The 17664-nt window shown below is 38.1% G+C and carries 15 protein-coding genes; 8 read left to right on the forward strand and 7 right to left on the reverse strand.

Going from position 1 to position 17664, the window contains the following annotated elements; genetic code table 11:
* The first annotated feature begins 26 nt into the window (after positions 1-26).
* The 6 genes from AB8P06_RS10040 (at position 27) to AB8P06_RS10065 (ending at position 5937) form a co-directional block, all read left to right on the forward strand.
* Positions 27-935 (forward strand): carbohydrate kinase family protein, encoded by a 909-nt coding sequence (locus tag AB8P06_RS10040; protein ID WP_369841045.1) that lies wholly within the window; start codon positions 27-29, stop codon positions 933-935.
* Between the two features lie 11 nt (positions 936-946).
* Positions 947-2188 carry a sugar MFS transporter gene (locus AB8P06_RS10045; RefSeq protein WP_369841047.1) on the forward strand — a complete coding sequence of 414 codons (1242 nt, stop codon included), beginning with the start codon at positions 947-949 and terminating at the stop codon, positions 2186-2188.
* A 6-nt stretch (positions 2189-2194) separates the two neighbouring features.
* Positions 2195-3601, forward strand: a complete 1407-nt coding sequence (locus AB8P06_RS10050) for a carbohydrate porin (RefSeq protein WP_369841049.1) — start codon at positions 2195-2197, stop codon at positions 3599-3601.
* Between the two features lie 15 nt (positions 3602-3616).
* Entirely contained in the window at positions 3617-4456 is an 840-nt protein-coding gene (locus AB8P06_RS10055) for a sugar phosphate isomerase/epimerase family protein (RefSeq protein ID WP_369841051.1), read from the forward strand.
* Between the two features lie 109 nt (positions 4457-4565).
* Entirely contained in the window at positions 4566-5441 is an 876-nt protein-coding gene (gene era / locus AB8P06_RS10060) for a GTPase Era (protein WP_369841053.1), read from the forward strand.
* A 67-nt stretch (positions 5442-5508) separates the two neighbouring features.
* Entirely contained in the window at positions 5509-5937 is a 429-nt protein-coding gene (locus AB8P06_RS10065; RefSeq protein ID WP_369841055.1) for a DoxX family protein, read from the forward strand.
* A 59-nt stretch (positions 5938-5996) separates the two neighbouring features.
* On the opposite strand, the gene AB8P06_RS10070 is transcribed toward AB8P06_RS10065, so the two are convergent.
* Positions 5997-6155, reverse strand: coding sequence for a bacteriocin-like protein (locus tag AB8P06_RS10070; protein WP_369841057.1), 159 nt, complete (start codon positions 6153-6155; stop codon positions 5997-5999).
* 125 nt (positions 6156-6280) lie between these two features.
* On the opposite strand from AB8P06_RS10070, the gene AB8P06_RS10075 reads away from it, so the two are divergent.
* Together AB8P06_RS10075 and AB8P06_RS10080 are read left to right on the forward strand one after the other, a co-directional pair.
* Positions 6281-8683 (forward strand): alpha/beta hydrolase family protein, encoded by a 2403-nt coding sequence (locus AB8P06_RS10075; protein WP_369841058.1) that lies wholly within the window; start codon positions 6281-6283, stop codon positions 8681-8683.
* 163 nt (positions 8684-8846) lie between these two features.
* Complete coding sequence (locus AB8P06_RS10080) at positions 8847-9350, forward strand: GNAT family N-acetyltransferase (RefSeq protein WP_369841060.1); 504 nt, start codon at positions 8847-8849, stop codon at positions 9348-9350.
* Between the two features lie 137 nt (positions 9351-9487).
* Here AB8P06_RS10080 and AB8P06_RS10085 read toward each other — a convergent pair whose 3' ends face one another.
* The 6 genes from AB8P06_RS10085 to AB8P06_RS10110 all read right to left on the reverse strand — a co-directional run bounded on the left by AB8P06_RS10085 (position 9488) and on the right by AB8P06_RS10110 (position 17562).
* Complete coding sequence (locus AB8P06_RS10085) at positions 9488-10858, reverse strand: MATE family efflux transporter (protein WP_369841062.1); 1371 nt, start codon at positions 10856-10858, stop codon at positions 9488-9490.
* 70 nt (positions 10859-10928) lie between these two features.
* Positions 10929-12113 (reverse strand): sigma-54-dependent transcriptional regulator, encoded by a 1185-nt coding sequence (locus AB8P06_RS10090; RefSeq protein ID WP_369841064.1) that lies wholly within the window; start codon positions 12111-12113, stop codon positions 10929-10931.
* Positions 12114-12169: 56 nt separating this feature from the next.
* Positions 12170-12829: a YggS family pyridoxal phosphate-dependent enzyme gene (locus AB8P06_RS10095; protein ID WP_369841066.1), complete on the reverse strand. Its 660-nt coding sequence runs from the start codon at positions 12827-12829 to the stop codon at positions 12170-12172.
* A gap of 85 nt (positions 12830-12914) precedes the next feature.
* Positions 12915-13781, reverse strand: coding sequence for a polysaccharide deacetylase family protein (locus tag AB8P06_RS10100; RefSeq protein ID WP_369841068.1), 867 nt, complete (start codon positions 13779-13781; stop codon positions 12915-12917).
* Positions 13782-13908: 127 nt separating this feature from the next.
* Positions 13909-14637, reverse strand: coding sequence for a DUF72 domain-containing protein (locus AB8P06_RS10105; protein WP_369841070.1), 729 nt, complete (start codon positions 14635-14637; stop codon positions 13909-13911).
* A gap of 63 nt (positions 14638-14700) precedes the next feature.
* Positions 14701-17562 carry a heavy metal translocating P-type ATPase gene (locus tag AB8P06_RS10110; RefSeq protein WP_369841072.1) on the reverse strand — a complete coding sequence of 954 codons (2862 nt, stop codon included), beginning with the start codon at positions 17560-17562 and terminating at the stop codon, positions 14701-14703.
* Positions 17563-17664: the final 102 nt, after the last annotated feature.

Below are 17664 nucleotides of genomic sequence, written 5' to 3' on the forward strand. Positions count from 1 at the left end.
TAATAATTTAATTAAACGTTTAACCGATGATAAATAAAAAACCATATATCGTTTGTTTCGGAGAAGTGCTTTGGGATCTTTTCCCTGAAGGAGCCAAAGCCGGAGGTGCCCCATTCAATGTTGCTTATCACGTATACAAAACAGGAACTGATGTGAAAATGCTCAGCAGGGTAGGAAATGATGAATTAGGAAAGAAGTTAACCGATCAGATTAAAGACTGGGGAATTACAGCAGATTATATCCAGATTGATCAGGAACATCCTACCAGTACTGTTATAGCCAAAATTGACGAACATAATGAAGCCAGCTATGAAATTATCAATCATGTAGCCTGGGATTATATCGATTTTTTACCGGAACATGAGGCTCTGGTTGCTGAAGCCGAAGCTTTTGTTTTCGGAAGTCTGTCTGCAAGAAATCCTAAAACAAGGGAAACACTTCTGAAGCTTCTCGAATTCTCAAAACTCAGAATATTTGATGTTAATTTCAGGCCACCTTTCATTGATATTGAGTTGATCAAAGAACTTTTACATAAAGCTGACATCGTAAAAATGAATAAGGCGGAAATGCGCATGATCATGGAATTTTTGAGTGAAGAATATATAACTGAAGATGAAAGTGCTGCCTTTATTCAGAATCATTTTGGTATCAAAGAAATTGTTCTGACCAAAGGAAGCAAAGGAGCCAGATATTTTACAGGCAACAGGAACTACGGCCTTTCTGCTGTTTCTATTCAGATAGCTGATACGGTAGGAAGCGGAGATGCATTTTTATCAGGATTCCTTTCCAAAAGAATTCAGGGGAAAAGTGCGGAAGAGATCATGAATGAGGCCACAGCACTTGGCGCATTTATTACTTCAAAACCGGGAGCCTGTCCCGATTATGATGATGAAGAATTCCAGCAATTTAAAACTCAGAATATTGAATCATATTAAAAACACATCCTATGAAATCAGTAAAATTTACCGAAAAAAAGTACCTGGTTGTACTTGCATTTGTCATCTCATTGTTTTTCTTTTGGGCCATCGCCCTCACCATGGGTGATGTTCTGAATAAGCACTTTCAGAATGTCCTTCATATTTCCAAGTCAAAATCCGGGCTTGTGCAGCTTTCAATCTTCGGGGCATATGCCCTGATGGGAATTCCGGCAGGACTTTTTATGAAAAAGTTTGGTTATAAAATGGGCGTTATTTTAGGTCTGGCTTTATTTGCGGGCGGATGTTTTCTTTTCGTTCCGGCTGCAGACCAGGCGTCTTTCGGATTTTTCAGAATTGCACTTTTCATTCTTGCATTGGGGATGGCAACTCTTGAGACTGTAGCCCATCCTTTTGTTGCCGCACTTGGAGACGAAAGAACCAGCGATCAGAGAGTTAATTTCGCCCAGTCTTTCAATGGTTTAGGTGCGATCATGGGACCTTTATTGGGTGGATTCTTTATTTTTGGTGGCGCTGCCGAAGATAACTCATTAGATTCCGTGAAAAATCTTTATACCTGGATTGGTGTTGTTGTGCTTGTTCTAGCCATTATTTTTACATTCATTAAAGTTCCGGATTTAAAAGATCCACACGCTGAAGAAATGGAACTGCTTGAACATACTGCCGGAGACGGTGGTGCGGAAACCGTCAATATAAATGCTCCGCTCTGGAAACAGAGACACTTTATTTTTGCTGTGATAGCCCAGTTTTTTAACGTAGCGGCACAAGGCGGAACATGGGCGTTCTTTATCAATTACGGAGTTGAAAAAATGCACCTGCAGGAAACCCAGGCTTCCTATTATTTCTCCTTAAGCATGGCCATGATGATGGTCGGGAGATTTATCGGGACTTTCCTGATGAGATATATCGCACCCAATAAAGTCCTTGCTATTTTTACGGTCTGTAATATTATTCTTTGCTTAATTATTTCACAAAGTTTTGGCTGGGTATCTTTTATCAGTTTAATACTGTTAAATCTGTTCTTAAGCGTAATGTACCCTACCATTTTCAGTCTGGGTCTGAAAAAACTGGGCGGAAAAGTTCAGCAGGCTTCCTCATTTCTCGTGATGGCTATGTTTGGCGGGGCTTTCTTCACTCCGATTATGGGTAAGATTGCAGAAAAAGATGTGGCTCATTCCTATCTGTTGCCGATCATCTGCTACGTTATAATTGTTCTGTTTGCGGTGAAATTTTATAAGCCTAAAAACCATTAAGTAACAATGAAACGCTTACTATTAAAAGGCTGTTTATGGGTGTTATTCATATTCAGCCAGGTTACCTATGCCCAGATTGTAATTACCAATAAAGACTTTTCATTCGGGACAACAGGGAGAATCGGTGCCGCTTATTCACCCAATGCAGACGGGAGAACGGGCAGACAGTTGAATCTCAATAACCAGGGATCTTTAGGGGGAAGAATGGATCAGGGGGATTATGTTGATTTTTTACCGGCTTTTCATTTTACACCGGTTGTAGGAGGTGACAGCACAAAAAGTACAAAAATTGACATGCAGGCCAGGCTGAGCTTTTACTCCGGCGGAACTTTCCTGGGAAATGTAGATTCAAAATCAAACCAGGGAATGATCATAGCATTGCCCGAAGTATTTGTGGAAGCCAGAAATATAATGGGAAGCGACTGGGATGTCTGGGCCGGATCAAGATGGTTGAGATATGATGACATACATATTGCAGATTACTTCTATTTTGACGACCATTCTGCGACAGGATGGGGGGTAAGACATAAAAATACAAGGTTTTCCATGTTTTTTCCGGCAGCAATTGATACTGTTGCCAGTAATTCAACACCGTATTCCTATACCAATGTCATCAGCGGAGTGAAAAACCTTATATACAGACAAAGAGAAGTATTTGTTCTGGAACAAACAATTCCTTTTAAAAGTGACCATAAACTTAAAATTTTAGCAGAGTTCCATACGGTAAACAAATCAGGAAAGAATTCTGTAGAACAATATCCATCAGATAAAGGCTGGGTTTTTGGAGCAAAATTAAATACCGGTCTGCATACAAAACTTCCGGGATCATTTAATCAGTTTTCATTAAGATATGGATCAGGAATTGCCAACGGAGGCGACAGCGGAAATACGCAGACCTGGAGAACCTACGGAGCTCCGGATGAAGTCACCCAAACCTACAAAGGAGCATATTCTTTAACAGCGGTTGAACATATCCTGTTAAACCTTTCCAACAGATGGTCTTTAAATGCTTATGCGGTCTATACAAAAAGTAAAGGCGGATCAGACAGCAATGATAAAGCTTCTGATTATTATAAAAGGAATATTTTCAACAGGAAATCTGAATTTAACACCGGCTTACGGGCAACCTATTATTTTAATAACTGGTTTCATATTGTTTCGGAGCTGCATTATGCTTCCAGGAAAGACGGAACCCAGGATCCGGCATCAATGGTTAAACTGGTTTTGGCTCCGACTATTGTTCCCACAGCGGAAAGAAGTGTCTGGGCAAGGCCTCATATCCGGTTAATTGCCGAAGTTTCAAGATATAATGATCAGGCGATGACCAGTTTGTATTCACCATTTTTACAACAATCCGGAGCAAAAAGATTCGGAACTTATTTTGGAGTAAGAACAGAATGGTGGATTTTCTAATAAAAATAAATTAAAATGAATATAAAATTGGGAGCTTCCCTTCTTTCATGGATCACACCGGTCTGGAATGCCGAAGCCGGAAAATATGCCATAGAAAAAACAGCAAAAGCAGGTTTTGATCTGATTGAAATTTTATTGCCTGCTTCAATGGATTTTAATGCTAAAGAAGTTAAAAAACAACTTCAGGATAATAGCCTGGATGCAGTCTGCTCTTTCAACCTTCCGAAAGAAGCACACATTGCATTCTATCCTGAGATAGCAGAACAATTAATTAAAAAAGCGATTGATAAAACTTCAGACCTGGAAACTGATTTTCTCGGGGGTGTTTTGCATGGTGGAATTGGAGTTTTTTCCGGGAATCCGTTGACAGAAAGTGAAGCAAATATTATTACGGAAGTCTGGGTCACCATTGCAGATTATGCCAAAGTAAGAGGAGTAAACATAGGCATTGAACCTATCAACAGGTATGAAACTTATGTCTGCAATACGGCAAAAAATGTCCTGGATATGATTGAAAAAACAGGAAAAGACAATCTGTTTCTGCATCTGGATACTTTCCATATGAATATAGAAGAAAATAATTTTTATGATCCTGTCATTTTAGCGGGAAAAAAGCTCAAACATGTTCATATCACAGAATCACACCGCGGAATGCCGGGCGAAGGAACTATCAACTGGGATGAATTTTTCCGGGCTTTAAAAGAAATTGATTTTGAAGGAAACCTGGTCCTGGAGAATTTTTCATCTTCAGTTCCCGGTATGCAGCAGATGGTTTCCCTATGGCAGAAATCACCGCATGATGCAGAAGAGCTCGCTGCGGGCAGTTTACAATTTATGAAAAACCATATCTGTTAAATCCTATGGAGCCTTTCTTGATCGGAAAGGCTTTTTATTTAAATCTTTTGACATTACCCTTAAAGACCGATTTTGTTTTAGTAACTTTGCAGTCCGTAATATTTTTTTTATGCACAAAGCAGGATTTGTCAATATCGTTGGAAAGCCTAATGCCGGAAAATCTACCTTGCTCAATCAGTTGATGGGGGAGAAGCTGGCTATTGTAACTCAAAAGGCCCAGACAACACGTCACAGAATTTTTGGAATTTATAATGAAGAAGACCTACAGATCGTATTTTCTGATACTCCCGGAGTGTTAGATCCCAAATACGGTTTACAGGAAAAAATGATGGAATTTGTAAAGGATTCTTTACAGGATGCCGATGTTTTTTTATTCATTGTAGATGTTACCGATAAAGCAGAGCCTTCCGAATTTTTAATTGAGAAACTGAATAAAATACCGGTTCCCGTATTGCTTCTGTTGAATAAAGTCGATCAGACCGATCAGGCCGGACTGGAAAAACTGGTTGAAGACTGGCACAACAGGATTCCGAAGGCAGAAATTCTTCCGATCTCAGCTTTGAATGCCTTCAATACAGAGGTTATTCTTCCAAAACTTAAATCAATGCTTCCTGAAAACCCGCCTTACTATGATAAGGACATGTACACTGATAAGCCGGAAAGATTTTTTGTGAATGAGGCTATCCGTGAAAAAATTCTTTTGAATTATGACAAAGAAATTCCTTATTCCGTGGAAGTGGTAACAGAGCAATTCAAGGAAAAAGAAGGAATTATCTTTATAGATTCGATCATTTATGTAGAAAGAGATACCCAGAAAGGAATTATTATCGGACATAAAGGAGAGGCGATCAAAAAAGTGGGGACGGAAGCAAGGCTTGATCTTGAGAAATTCTTTGCCAAAAAAATCCATCTGAACTTATTCGTAAAAGTGAAAAAAGACTGGCGTAAAAATGACAGGGATCTAAAGAATTTCGGTTATAGATAAACGAAATCATTCATAATCAGTATTGATTTTAAAGATTTTTATTATCTTTAGTCTAAATTTTCATTACATGAATTATTTTAACTCAAATTCTAACTCTGTGATCAGAGATATTATTCTGTTAATTGTAAGAGTTTTTATTGGATTTGCTATGCTTTCTCACGGATATCCTAAACTTCAGATGCTGCTGGAAGGCGGTGATATCAAATTCTTTGACTTTCTCGGATTAGGGGCGAAGATCTCGTTAATCCTTGCTGTTTTTGCCGAGTTTGTATGCTCTATCCTTCTTATTTTGGGATTGTTTACAAGAGTTGCACTGGGATTTTTAATTTTTACAATGATTATTGCCGTTACAATGGTGCATGGTGCCGATCCTTTTGATAAAATGGAATTAGGGCTAACTTATTTATCAATATATCTTCTTTTAATCGCTTTCGGAGCCGGAAAAGTTTCCGTAGATCATATGATTGAGAAAAGAAAACGGGCTTCAGACTGGTAATTATAATACTATATATTAAGTAAAGAGCGTGAATTCACGCTCTTTTTTATGCTTGTATATTAAGGGTTACATGAAAGAGTAGCCCATATGCAAGTCCATTTTAACTGATCATTGTCATCAATGGTCAGACAAGGTTTGTATCCTGCAGGACATTCAGGGGCACCGCCACCATTAATTTTTCTCAGATCTTTTTTTGATAATTTTTTAAAATTTTTCATAATAATTTTAATTGATTGATTTAACGAATATAATATTATTTTATAAAATCACCCTATAGTGTATTAAAATTTATAAATTTTTTTAATGCATTTTAATTCATTAAATTCGTGAAAAATGAAATATAATGAAGTTAAAGCTGACTATCTGCCTTCTTGCGTTTCTTAATTTTTATGAAGCACAGGAGAGCATTACGTATCAAAAGCCATCTGCAGAAATTCTTAAACTGGCAGATTATGAGAGACCTCCAAGTGTTCTGATGAACAGCAAAAAAGATTGGGTTGTATTTACATACCGCCCGACGTATAAAACACTGGAAGATCTTAGCCAGCAGGAAATGAAGCTGGGCGGGTTAAGAATTAATCCGGTAACCAATATTTCAAGCACTGCCACCTATTCCAATAACCTCAAGGTGAGAAAAATGAGCGATAAAAATGAAGTGCAGGTGAAAAACCTTCCCGCAAATCCTAAAATCACCTTTACTTCCTTTTCACCGGATGAAAAAAAGCTGGCTTTTACCAATACTACTGCGAAAGGAGTTGAGCTTTGGATTGTAGATCTTGAAACGGCTACAGCAAAGAAAATCACGGCAGATAATTTAAATGCCAATTTAGGAAGCCCTTATATCTGGTATAAAGATTCCCAGAACCTTTTGATCAAAACACTTCCACAAAACAGGGCGTCATTAATAGATTCAAGCAAAGATCTGCCAACCGGGCCGATTGTTTCGACGGCAGACGGAAAAGTTTCCCAAAACAGAACGTATCAGGATCTTCTTAAAAATCCACAGGATGAAAAGAATTTTGAAATTCTTACCGCTTCCGATATTTATAATGTTGACATCAACGGAAACCTTAAAAAAGTAAAAGATCAGGATATGTATTCCGGGCTGAGCTTTTCACCGGATGGAAATTATTTAATGGCAACCACCATCAAAAAGCCGTTTTCTTATATTGTGCCTTTAAACAGGTTTCCAATGACAACCACAGTTTATGACGCTGGCGGAAATGCTGTAAAAGTTGTCAATGAAATTCCGTTAAATGAGATTATGCCTAAAGGTTTCTCTTCAGTAAGAACAGGAAAAAGAGATATGGGCTGGAGAAGTGATCTACCTGCTACCTTGGTTTATGCTGAAGCTCTGGATGGCGGTGATCAGTCGAAAACGGCAGATTACCGAGATGAAATTTTCACATGGGAAGCTCCGTTTAATGCTGCTCCGAAATCATTCTTTAAAACAAAGCAAAGGTATGAAGGGGTAAGCTGGACCAACGATCATTATGCTATTGTTTCAGAAGGCTGGTATGATACCAGAAACACGAAATCTTTCTTAGTGGATTTGAAGAACGGCGAATCTAAAGTGATTGATGACAGAAATTACCAGGATGTTTACAGCGATCCGGGAAATTTCAATACGACAAAAAACCAGTTCGGAAGAACGGTTCTTGATATGAAAGGTGAAAAAGCATATCTTATCGGGGCCGGGTTTACGAAAGACGGACAGCATCCTTTCATCGATGAAATGGATATGAAAACATTGAAAAAGAAAAGGCTTTATACTTCAAATTTAAAGAACGCGAAAGAAGATATTATCGATATCATTAATCCTTCAAAAGGGGAAGTTCTTACCATTCAGCAGTCTGCCAGCCAATATCCGAACTACTTTAAGAAAAATATCAAATCCAATAAAGCAGAAGCGGTTACCAGTTTTGCCAATCCTTTTGAAAGCATCAAAGATGTTTATAAAGAAGTAATCACCTATAAAAGAAACGATGGGGTAACTTTAACAGGAACATTATATCTTCCTGCAAATTATGACAGAAAAGCAAAGAAAGAAAAGCTTCCTTTACTGATCTGGGCCTATCCGACAGAATATAAAGATAAAAATACAGCAGGACAGAATACCCAAAACCCGAATGACTTTACCTTCCCGTATTACGGTTCTTTTGTTTACTGGACAACGAAAGGCTATGCCGTTTTGGATGATGCTGCTTTCCCGATCATTGGTGAAGGAAAAACAGAGCCGAACGATACCTTTATTCCACAATTAGTTGCTAACGGAAAAGCAGCGATTGATGCTGTAGACCAGTTAGGATACATTGACAGAACTAAAGTAGCGGTAGGCGGGCATTCTTATGGTGCATTTATGACGGCCAATCTTCTGACTCATTCTAAAGATTATGCATGCGGAATTGCAAGAAGTGGGGCATATAACAGAACTTTGACGCCATTCGGATTCCAGAGTGAGCAGAGAAATTACTGGGATGTTCCGGAGATCTACAATACCATGTCTCCGTTTATGAATGCAGATAAAATGAAAACTCCGCTGCTTCTGATTCACGGTGATGCAGACAACAATCCGGGGACCTTTACTCTGCAGACGGAAAGATACTTCCAGGCACTGAAAAACCTTGGAGCCCCTGTGAAAATGGTACTTTTGCCAAAAGAAGCCCACGGTTACCAGGCTAAAGAAAATATTCTTCATCTTCTTTGGGAGCAGGATCAGTTCCTGGAGAAATGCCTGAAAAAATAAACCCTAATAAAAACTTGTTCTTTTAGAACGAGTTTTTTTATGTCATTGTGAGGAGCAAAGAGACGAAGCAATCTCATAGAAGTCAAAGCTAATATGAAAATTTTAATCAGATGTTAATTAGAAAGAATAAATACCCATCGTATCTTTGCTAAAACAACCTAAAATGGAAGAACTGAAATTCAGGAATGCCAACCTGAAAGATTTGGAAAAAATAGTTGAAATCTATAACTCAACGATTCCTTCAAGAATGGTGACTGCCGATACGGAAAATGTCTCTGTGGAAAGCAGACAACAATGGTTTGATGAGCATAACCCTGAAACAAGACCACTTTGGGTGGTTGAAGATCATGATGGGCAGATCATAGGATGGGTGAGTTTTAGTTCGTTCCATGAGAGAGCTGCTTACAGCGGAACCGTAGAGGTAAGCATTTATCTGGATGAAAACTGCAGAGGAAAAGGATACGGTAAGACAATTCTTAAATACTGTATTGATAATGCCGGGAAATTTGGGGTAAATAACATGGTGGCTCTTATTTTCCTTCATAATGAAGCCAGCCTGAAGCTTTTCAGGAATTTCGGATTTGAAGATTGGGGAACGTTGCCTGATGTAGCCATTTTAGATGGAGTAGAAAGAAGTCTGAAGATACTGGGAAGAAAAGTCGGATAAACCGTCATTGCGAGGAGCGAAGCGACGAAGCAATCTCAAGATATTTATTTACTTATTGTGTATTTAAATGAGTTGCGCGAAGTCGGAGACTTCGCGTAACTCATTTATAATATATTAAAAACTGGGCTGATCTATTATTAGGCTTTGCTTATATTTTGCTTAATTCTTTTCGCAGACATATTTAAAAACCGTTTTACAAGGAAAATCGCCGAGATGGTTAATCCCAATCCTAAAGCGATCCACATTCCGAAAGCACCCATTTTTAAGGTAACACAGAAAAAATAGCCCAAAGGAATCGTGATCACCCAATACGCAATAAAAGTATAAATTGACGGGATTTTAACATCCTGTAAACCTCTCAGCATCCCTAAAGCTGTAACCTGTATTCCGTCTGAAAGCTGGAACAAGGCAGCAATGATCATCAGTTTTGAAGCTAATGTAATCACTTCAATTTCCTCTTTTTTTGTAAAGAAGGTAGGCAGGATGTTTCGGCCTAAGATAAAGACCAAACCACAGATGCACATGAAAATAAATGCAATTTTCAGGTTGTTGATTCCTACCTTTCTTAATTCCGTAAAATTCTGTTCGCCAAGCTTTCTTCCGATCATTACTGTTGAAGCCACACTGAATCCCACACATAAATTGAAAGTAAAGGAAGCCATACTTAAAGCGATCTGGTGGGAAGCAATATCGTGCGCTGAAATCAATCCGCAGATAAAAGCTGCTCCCGCAAATGCCGTTACTTCAAAGAACATCTGTAAAGCGGTGGGCAACCCTAATTTTACCATTTTATCAAACATCTTTTTGGAAAAAACCTGTGCTTTTAAAGAGAAGTCTTTGATATAACGCTGGGTTTTCTTTTCATATTTAAGAACAAAATAAAGGAAAACCACCATGAAAATCCGGGCAATCAAACTCGCTAATGCCGATCCTTTGACACCCATTGGCGGTATTCCGAACATCCCTTTGATAAAGACATAATTTAAAACAATATTAATCACATTGGCAATAATCGTTGCTTTCGTTACCCCGATTGTATAGGAAAGGCCTTCAGAAACCTCTCTCAAAGTCTGGAATGCCATAAAAGGAACAATACTTATCGCCATGATTCCTAAGAAATCGACCGTATCCGGAATAATTTTTTCCGGTTGCCCCGAATGATAGAGCAGAGGCATTCCTAAAAATAGAATCCCCATCAGAATAATTCCGACAGACATATTAATAATAAATCCATGACTGAATACAGAATTAATCGTCTGATGATCATGTCTGGAGTGCGCCTCAGAAACCAAAGGCGGGATAGCAAAAGAAAATCCCAATGCCAGAACAAACATTGAGAAGAAGACCGCATTCCCTAAAGAAACGGAAGCCAGGGCATCTGCACCAAGCATTTTGCCGACAATGATATTGTCGAATAAATTCACCGAGACCTGTCCCACCTGCGTAAGCATGACAGGAAGAGCCAGTGTCAGGCATTCTTTCGTATAGTTTTTATTTAAAAAGTTCATAGTTTATGTATAAAAAAAATTTGCAGTAAGTCATACTGCAAATTGTTATAATGTATTCGTTATAATTAAATTACTTTCTTACAAAATTTGCAACATCCTCTTTGGAAACAGTGTTTCCACCAAGAATAATTAATCTTTCAACAACATTTCTCAACTCTCTGATATTTCCTGTCCAGGAAAGCGCTTTCAGAGCCTCAATAGCATCATCATCAAATTTTTTCACGGCAGTACCATGCTCATCAGCAATCATTCCTGAAAAATGCTCTACCAATAATTTGATATCCTCTTTTCTTTCGTCCAATGGCGGAACATAGATTTCAATAACGGAAAGCCTGTGATAAAGGTCTTCTCTGAATTTTCCTTCCTCGATTTCTTTCTGCATATTTTTATTTGTTGCAGCAAGCACCCTTACGTCAACCTTTATTTCCTTATCGCTCCCTACCGGTGAAACCTTACTTTCCTGCAATGCCCTTAAAACCTTTGCCTGGGCAATAAGACTCATATCTCCGATTTCGTCCAGGAAAATCGTACCACCTGTAGCCTGCTCAAATTTTCCCTGTTTATCCTTGATTGCTCCTGTAAAAGACCCTTTAACATGTCCGAAAAGCTCAGATTCAATAAGTTCGGAAGGAATAGCAGCACAGTTTACTTCAATCATCGGACCTCTTGCACGTTCACTTTGGTTATGGATGGCGTGAGCTACCAGTTCTTTTCCGGCACCGTTTGGCCCTGTAATCAAAACTCTGGCGTCAGAAACGGCTACCTTTTCAATCATATCCTGAATTTTCTGCAATGCAGGAGATTCACCGATCATCTGGTACTTTTTATTGACCTTCTTTTTTAATGTTTTATTTTCAGACTGAAGATTTTTATTTTCTTTCTTCAGGGTTTCTTTTACTAAAGCATTTTTTACGCTTGTAATCAGCCTGTTGATGTCAATAGGCTTGGAGATAAAGTCGTATGCACCTTCCTTTAAACAAGATACGGCAGAATCAATATCCGCATGTCCTGAAATCATGATAAAAGTGGTTTCAGGTTTCAGAGCCAGACTCTGTTTCAAAAGTTCGGTTCCTGAAAGTTTCGGCATTTTTATATCCGAAATCACCAATGCGAAATCTTCTTTTTCTACTTGCTTGTAGCCTTCTAAACCGTCTTCGGCGATAACAAATTCATAATTGGTAAGTTCGTCAGAAAGAATACTATGGAGTACTCCTGAGATTGCTTTTTCGTCTTCTACGATAAGGATTTTTTGCATAGTTGCAAATTTAATTTTTTTGATTGAATTATTAGCAAAAATTATACCTAAATGGGTTAATTTGAATAATCTCTTCTCCCGAAAATAGCAGATCCAACCCTTACAGAATTAGCTCCGCATTCAATGGCAACGGGGAAATCATCACTCATACCCATTGATAAGGTGTCTATTTCTTTTAATGTATTTAATTCATCAAAAACTTTTTTCAGGTTCAAAAACTCCTTTTTTATCTGTTCCCGGTTATCCGTAAAAGTAGCCATTCCCATTAAGCCGGTGATATCAATATGAGGAAAGTCACCATTAATGTATTTTTGGTACAGATCTTTTGCTTCTGAAATTTCAAGTCCGAACTTACTTTCTTCTTCCGCAATTTTTACCTGAAGTAAAACTTTAATTTTCCGCTGATGTTTTCCGGCTTCTTTATTGATTTCCAGAAGCAGCTTCTCAGAATCCACACTTTGAATGGTATCGATAAATTCAGCAATATATTTGACCTTATTGGTTTGCAGGTGCCCGATCAGATGCCATTGGATATCTTTCGGAAGGAGAGGATATTTCTCCATTAATTCCTGAACCTTATTTTCACCAAAAACTTTCTGTCCCAGGTCATAAACTTCCTGAATCGCTGAAACAGGATGTGTTTTGGAAACTGCAACCAGTTGTACATTTTCCGGAAGCCGGCTTTTTATATTGCTGTAGTTTTCTTTAATACTCATAACTGCAAATTTCTGAATTCTAAAAGCAAAAAACTAATCAATTGATACATTTTTATTTTTTTATGAATATATTTTACAGAAAATATTAATTCAAAATTTCATTAATCTTAGGATACTCGGATATTTTTTTGAAAACAAACCTGTTGCTTTTCTGAAGCTTTTCAATAAACTGATCCAGCTCATCAATTGAGTCGGCATCCGTTAAATACTGATCATGGGTCAGGAAAACCAGATGTCTTGACGTTTTTTCCAGATCATTAAAGAAAATGCTGTCTACTTTTTTCAGCATGGCTTCATGATTTCCTTTTAATGACATGGTGTTGTCGGGTTTCCATTCAAGGTCCCAGCCAATTACTTTATATCCTGCTTTTTGTAAACTGTTTGCTGCAAGTGCAGAGCTTTTTATGTCTGTTGCCGTAATATTGTTAAGTCTCCAGATATTTCTACCGGGAGTTCTTGCGATTTTATCATTCAATCTTAAGCTGTCTTTTGCAACATCAAAATCATGTACAACAGCATCCGGATTCTTATAAAAATCGGTGTATTTATTATGAGCGTGAGTATAGCTGTGGTTGGCCAGTTCGATCAAAGGATCTTTTCTCAAGAGTTCAAGGCCTTCTTTCTGTTTTTTACTTCCATACGCGTGCTGGCCGACAAGGAAAGCGGTTGCACAAACATTTCTTTTATTTAAAATTTTTAAAAGATTTTCGGTACCGCGGTTGGGACCATCATCAAAAGTGAGATAAATAACTCTTTTGTCTGACGGAACATTTTCATCATCGATTTTTGGGACTGTTTTTGCGACGGGATGCTGATTCGGAATTATCTTTTCAGATTCTTTCCGTTCTTTTTTCTGGTTGCAGCTGTTAAATAAGATTGAAGTTGCACTCATCAATGCAAACATCCCTAGAAAAGTCTTGTTTCGAGACTTTTCCGCAAAAAAGTTTTTCATAAAGGTATTGGAAATTAAATGTTAAAAATTGTTAATTTTTGTAAATTAATGTTAACAATTTACATGCCAAATTTTATCGAAATTCCCTTTTTAAGGATATTTTAAGGTATTAATTTTCAGCAGATTTTCATTCTAAGATTTTCTTCAGATATAAAGAATTCTTAATGGCCGCAGTTCCCCATGTATTATTGAAAAATATAAATGTTTTTTTCTTTGATCTTTTAATTTTTTCCGCCAATTGATTAAGAAATTCTTCATCATATTCCGATTTGTAGAGCACCGGTTTTCCGTGGAGCCTGTAATATAAAATTTCGGGATGATTGATAATTACATCTTCAGGAAGGTTTCCGGGAAAGCTAACGCCGGAAAAAACGATGTTCTTATCTTTCAGCGCGTCAAAAATTTCATTCCGCCACCAGGATTCGTGCCGGAATTCAATCACATTTAAAAATCCGGAGTCAAGGTTATTTAAAATCTCATCAATATTTTCCGGGGTGTTTTTAAAAGAAGGTGCAAACTGGTATAAAAAGCCGGCGAGCTTCTCTTTTAATCCGTCCTGAATATGACTACAAAATTCTGAAATTTCTTCCTGACAGTCTTTGAGCCGTTTTTCATGGGAGATGGGTTTGGGGATTTTAATAAAGAATCTGAAATCTTCCGGTGTTTCATCATGCCATTTTACCAGAGTTTTGAGAGTAGGTTTCCGGTAAAATGTTGAGTTGATTTCAACTGAATTATAGGTTTGAGAATATAGGATAAGGAAATCTTTACTTTTGGTATCTTCGGGATACAGAGATCCTTTCCAATCGTTATTGTAAAAACCTGAACATCCGATATAAAGGCTTCCTTTTTCCATAATATTTTTGAATTATTCTCCCGCAGATAAACAATCTGGTTCATCTGCAGGAAGTAATTTTAACTATTTTCGGATCTCCAGATCAACGGCATTCAATCTCAAAGAATTCAATATTACAGATAATGAACTGACACTCATTGCTGCGGCTGCGATCATGGGAGATAATAAGATTCCAAAAAATGGATACAATAATCCTGCCGCAACCGGAATTCCCAGAACATTGTAAATAAAAGCAAAGAAGAGGTTTTCTTTAATATTTTTCAAAAGCTTTTCACTCAACAGCCTGGCTTTTGCCACCCCAATGATATCACCTTTTAATAAAGTGATCTCTGCGCTTTCGATAGCCACATCGGTACCTGTTCCCATAGCAATTCCAATGTCTGATTGAGCCAGGGCAGGGGAATCATTGATGCCGTCTCCGGTCATTGCTACGATCTTTCCTTCCTGCTGCAGTTTTTTTACTTCATTCAGTTTATCTTCCGGAAGACAGTTGGCTTTAAAATGTCTGATGCCCAATTCATCGGCAACAGCTTTGGCGGTATGCTCATTATCACCTGTCATCATGACGATATCAATTCCTTCGTTCATCAGATGCTGAATTGCTTTTTTAGAGCTTTCTTTAATTTTATCAGTGAAGCTGATGAATCCTAAAACGGTGTTTTCTTCTGCGATATAAGAAATGGTATGAGCTTTTGACTGTACTTCTACCGCTTTCTGTTTCAGGGTTTCAGGAATGTTGATCTGATGGGAAGTCATCAGGCTTTCATTTCCTAAATAAGCTGTTTTTCCGTTGATATTTCCTTTCACTCCTTTTCCGGAAATGTTTTCAAATTTTTCTACTTTTTCGGCAGAGATATTTCCTTCTTTGGCTTTTTTTATGACTGCATTGGATAACGGATGCTCTGAATTCCGGTTTAATGAAAAAGCCAGTTTTAAAATTCTGTTCTGATCTTCATTACCGGTAGTTTCGATATGTTCTACCGATGGTTTTCCTTCCGTTAAAGTTCCCGTTTTATCGGTAATTAAAACGTTGATCTTATTCATTTGCTCAAGTGCTTCTGCATTTTTAATCAGGATACCGTTTTTTGCTCCTTTTCCGATTCCTACCATTAAAGACATGGGAGTTGCCAGACCGAGAGCACAGGGACAGGCTACGATTAAAACGGCTACGGCATTAACGAAGGCAAACAGACTTCTTTTACCTTCCGGACCGAAGAACTGCCATGCAATAAAAGTGAGAACGGCAATAAGAATAACGACAGGAACGAAAACTTTAGATACCTTATCCGTCAGTTTCTGGATTGGCGCTTTGCTTCTGCTGGCTTCATTCACCATTTTTATAATTTGGGAAAGCAGTGTTTCATCACCTACTTTTTCGGCTTTCATGATGAAAACCTGATTTCCGTTGATAGTTCCTGAAGATACTTTATCATCTGTATTTTTTTCAACAGGAATGGGCTCTCCGGTAATCATACTTTCATCAACAACAGAGCTTCCCTCAACAATTTTCCCGTCAACCGGAATTTTTTCGCCCGGTTTTACTTTTAGCATGTCGCCTGCTTTTACCTGAGAAAGGAGGACTCTTTTTTCTTCTCCGTTGATGATAAGATTGGCTTCATCGGGAGAAAGATTCATCAGTTCGCGGATTGCATTTCCGGTTTTTTTATGGGCTGCAGCTTCCATGAGCTGTCCTAAAATAACTAAGGTTAAAATCACACAGACCGCTTCAAAGTATAATGGAATTTCATGATTATGTCCACGGATCTCATGGGGAATAATATCCGGAAATGCCAATGCCACAATACTGAAGATAAAAGCTGCTGCAACACCCAGAGCAATTAGGCTGAACATATTCAGATTCCATGTTTTAAATGAAATCCAGCCCCTTTTGATCAGGAACCAGCCTGAATAAAATAATACGGGAAGCGTTAAAATAAGCTCTATAATCCCCTGAACGGAATGTGAAAACGGGAAGTTGATAAACATTCCACCCATCGAAAGAATAAAAACAGGAATGGTAAAAGCCAGTGAAATAATAAATTTTCTTTTCAGAATATTATACGTTTCATCTTCTTCTTCACCTTCGCTATCCGGCATTCTTACCAGATCCATTCCGCAGATCGGGCAGCTTCCGGGCTCATCCCTGATGATTTCAGGATGCATCGGACAGGTGTATTTTGCTGTTTTCTTTTCGGGATATTTTACCAGATCCATTCCGCAAACAGGGCAGCCAACATTGCTGTCATAGGTTTTGTCGCCTTCACAATACATCGGACAGTAGTATTTTCCTGCCATTTCATCTGTAACTTTCGGAGCTTCATGATGATGATGATTACCGTGCTCATGGGAATGATGATGATGGGTATTGTGAGGAACTGATTTGTTTACCAGACCTTCTGTGATTTCCTCCAGATGCATATGGCAGACAGGGCAGTTTCCCTTTTCATCATAAACCTTGTCTCCTTCACAGAACATCGGGCAATAATATTTTCCAATATCATCTTTAAAGTTTTCCGGCAGGTTACCGGAAGAATAAGCAGGTTTATGGTGAGGGTCTTTAGCCAGTTTTTCTTCTATAGGAACAAGGTACATATTGCAGACAGGACATCTTTCTCCCTGTTTGAAATATACTTTATCACCCTCGCATTCCATTGGACAATAATAAACGGAAGAAGGAGATACGCGATCCTGTGGCTTTATGAATGTTTTTTCAGGTTGATTCGGATCTTCCAATGCATAATTTCCGATTTCACCTAAAGCTTTATTTAAAGTATTGAGCGCAATTTCCTGATCTGAACTGATCGTTGCAGTGTTTTCTTTCAGATTAATATCAGCCTTTACACCTTCGATGCTGTTAAGCTTTTCTGAAATTTTTTTCTGACAACCGGAGCAGGTCATCCCAAGTATTTTATAATGTCGTTCCATGATCCTGTAATTTATAGTACAAATTTCCATAATGAGAATGGAAAGGTGTTATAAATTTAAGGATAATAGTTATAGAATTTGGTTTTATGTAAAAGAGTAGGG

It is taken from the genome of Chryseobacterium tongliaonense, assembly GCF_041224435.1.
GTDB lineage: Bacteria > Bacteroidota > Bacteroidia > Flavobacteriales > Weeksellaceae > Chryseobacterium > Chryseobacterium tongliaoense.

What these genes read in the sequence shown, in the direction of transcription:
- AB8P06_RS10100 (WP_369841068.1), bottom strand. Translation starts at nt 13,781, where the DNA reads ATGAAAAACTTTTTTGCGGAAAAGTCTCGAAACAAGACTTTTCTAGGG.
- era (WP_369841053.1), top strand. Translation starts at nt 4,566, where the DNA reads ATGCACAAAGCAGGATTTGTCAATATCGTTGGAAAGCCTAATGCCGGA.
- AB8P06_RS10070 (WP_369841057.1), bottom strand. Translation starts at nt 6,155, where the DNA reads ATGAAAAATTTTAAAAAATTATCAAAAAAAGATCTGAGAAAAATTAAT.
- AB8P06_RS10055 (WP_369841051.1), top strand. Translation starts at nt 3,617, where the DNA reads ATGAATATAAAATTGGGAGCTTCCCTTCTTTCATGGATCACACCGGTC.
- AB8P06_RS10085 (WP_369841062.1), bottom strand. Translation starts at nt 10,858, where the DNA reads ATGAACTTTTTAAATAAAAACTATACGAAAGAATGCCTGACACTGGCT.
- AB8P06_RS10110 (WP_369841072.1), bottom strand. Translation starts at nt 17,562, where the DNA reads ATGGAACGACATTATAAAATACTTGGGATGACCTGCTCCGGTTGTCAG.
- AB8P06_RS10090 (WP_369841064.1), bottom strand. Translation starts at nt 12,113, where the DNA reads ATGCAAAAAATCCTTATCGTAGAAGACGAAAAAGCAATCTCAGGAGTA.
- AB8P06_RS10065 (WP_369841055.1), top strand. Translation starts at nt 5,509, where the DNA reads ATGAATTATTTTAACTCAAATTCTAACTCTGTGATCAGAGATATTATT.
- AB8P06_RS10080 (WP_369841060.1), top strand. Translation starts at nt 8,847, where the DNA reads ATGGAAGAACTGAAATTCAGGAATGCCAACCTGAAAGATTTGGAAAAA.
- AB8P06_RS10045 (WP_369841047.1), top strand. Translation starts at nt 947, where the DNA reads ATGAAATCAGTAAAATTTACCGAAAAAAAGTACCTGGTTGTACTTGCA.
- AB8P06_RS10075 (WP_369841058.1), top strand. Translation starts at nt 6,281, where the DNA reads ATGAAGTTAAAGCTGACTATCTGCCTTCTTGCGTTTCTTAATTTTTAT.
- AB8P06_RS10105 (WP_369841070.1), bottom strand. Translation starts at nt 14,637, where the DNA reads ATGGAAAAAGGAAGCCTTTATATCGGATGTTCAGGTTTTTACAATAAC.
- AB8P06_RS10040 (WP_369841045.1), top strand. Translation starts at nt 27, where the DNA reads ATGATAAATAAAAAACCATATATCGTTTGTTTCGGAGAAGTGCTTTGG.
- AB8P06_RS10095 (WP_369841066.1), bottom strand. Translation starts at nt 12,829, where the DNA reads ATGAGTATTAAAGAAAACTACAGCAATATAAAAAGCCGGCTTCCGGAA.
- AB8P06_RS10050 (WP_369841049.1), top strand. Translation starts at nt 2,195, where the DNA reads ATGAAACGCTTACTATTAAAAGGCTGTTTATGGGTGTTATTCATATTC.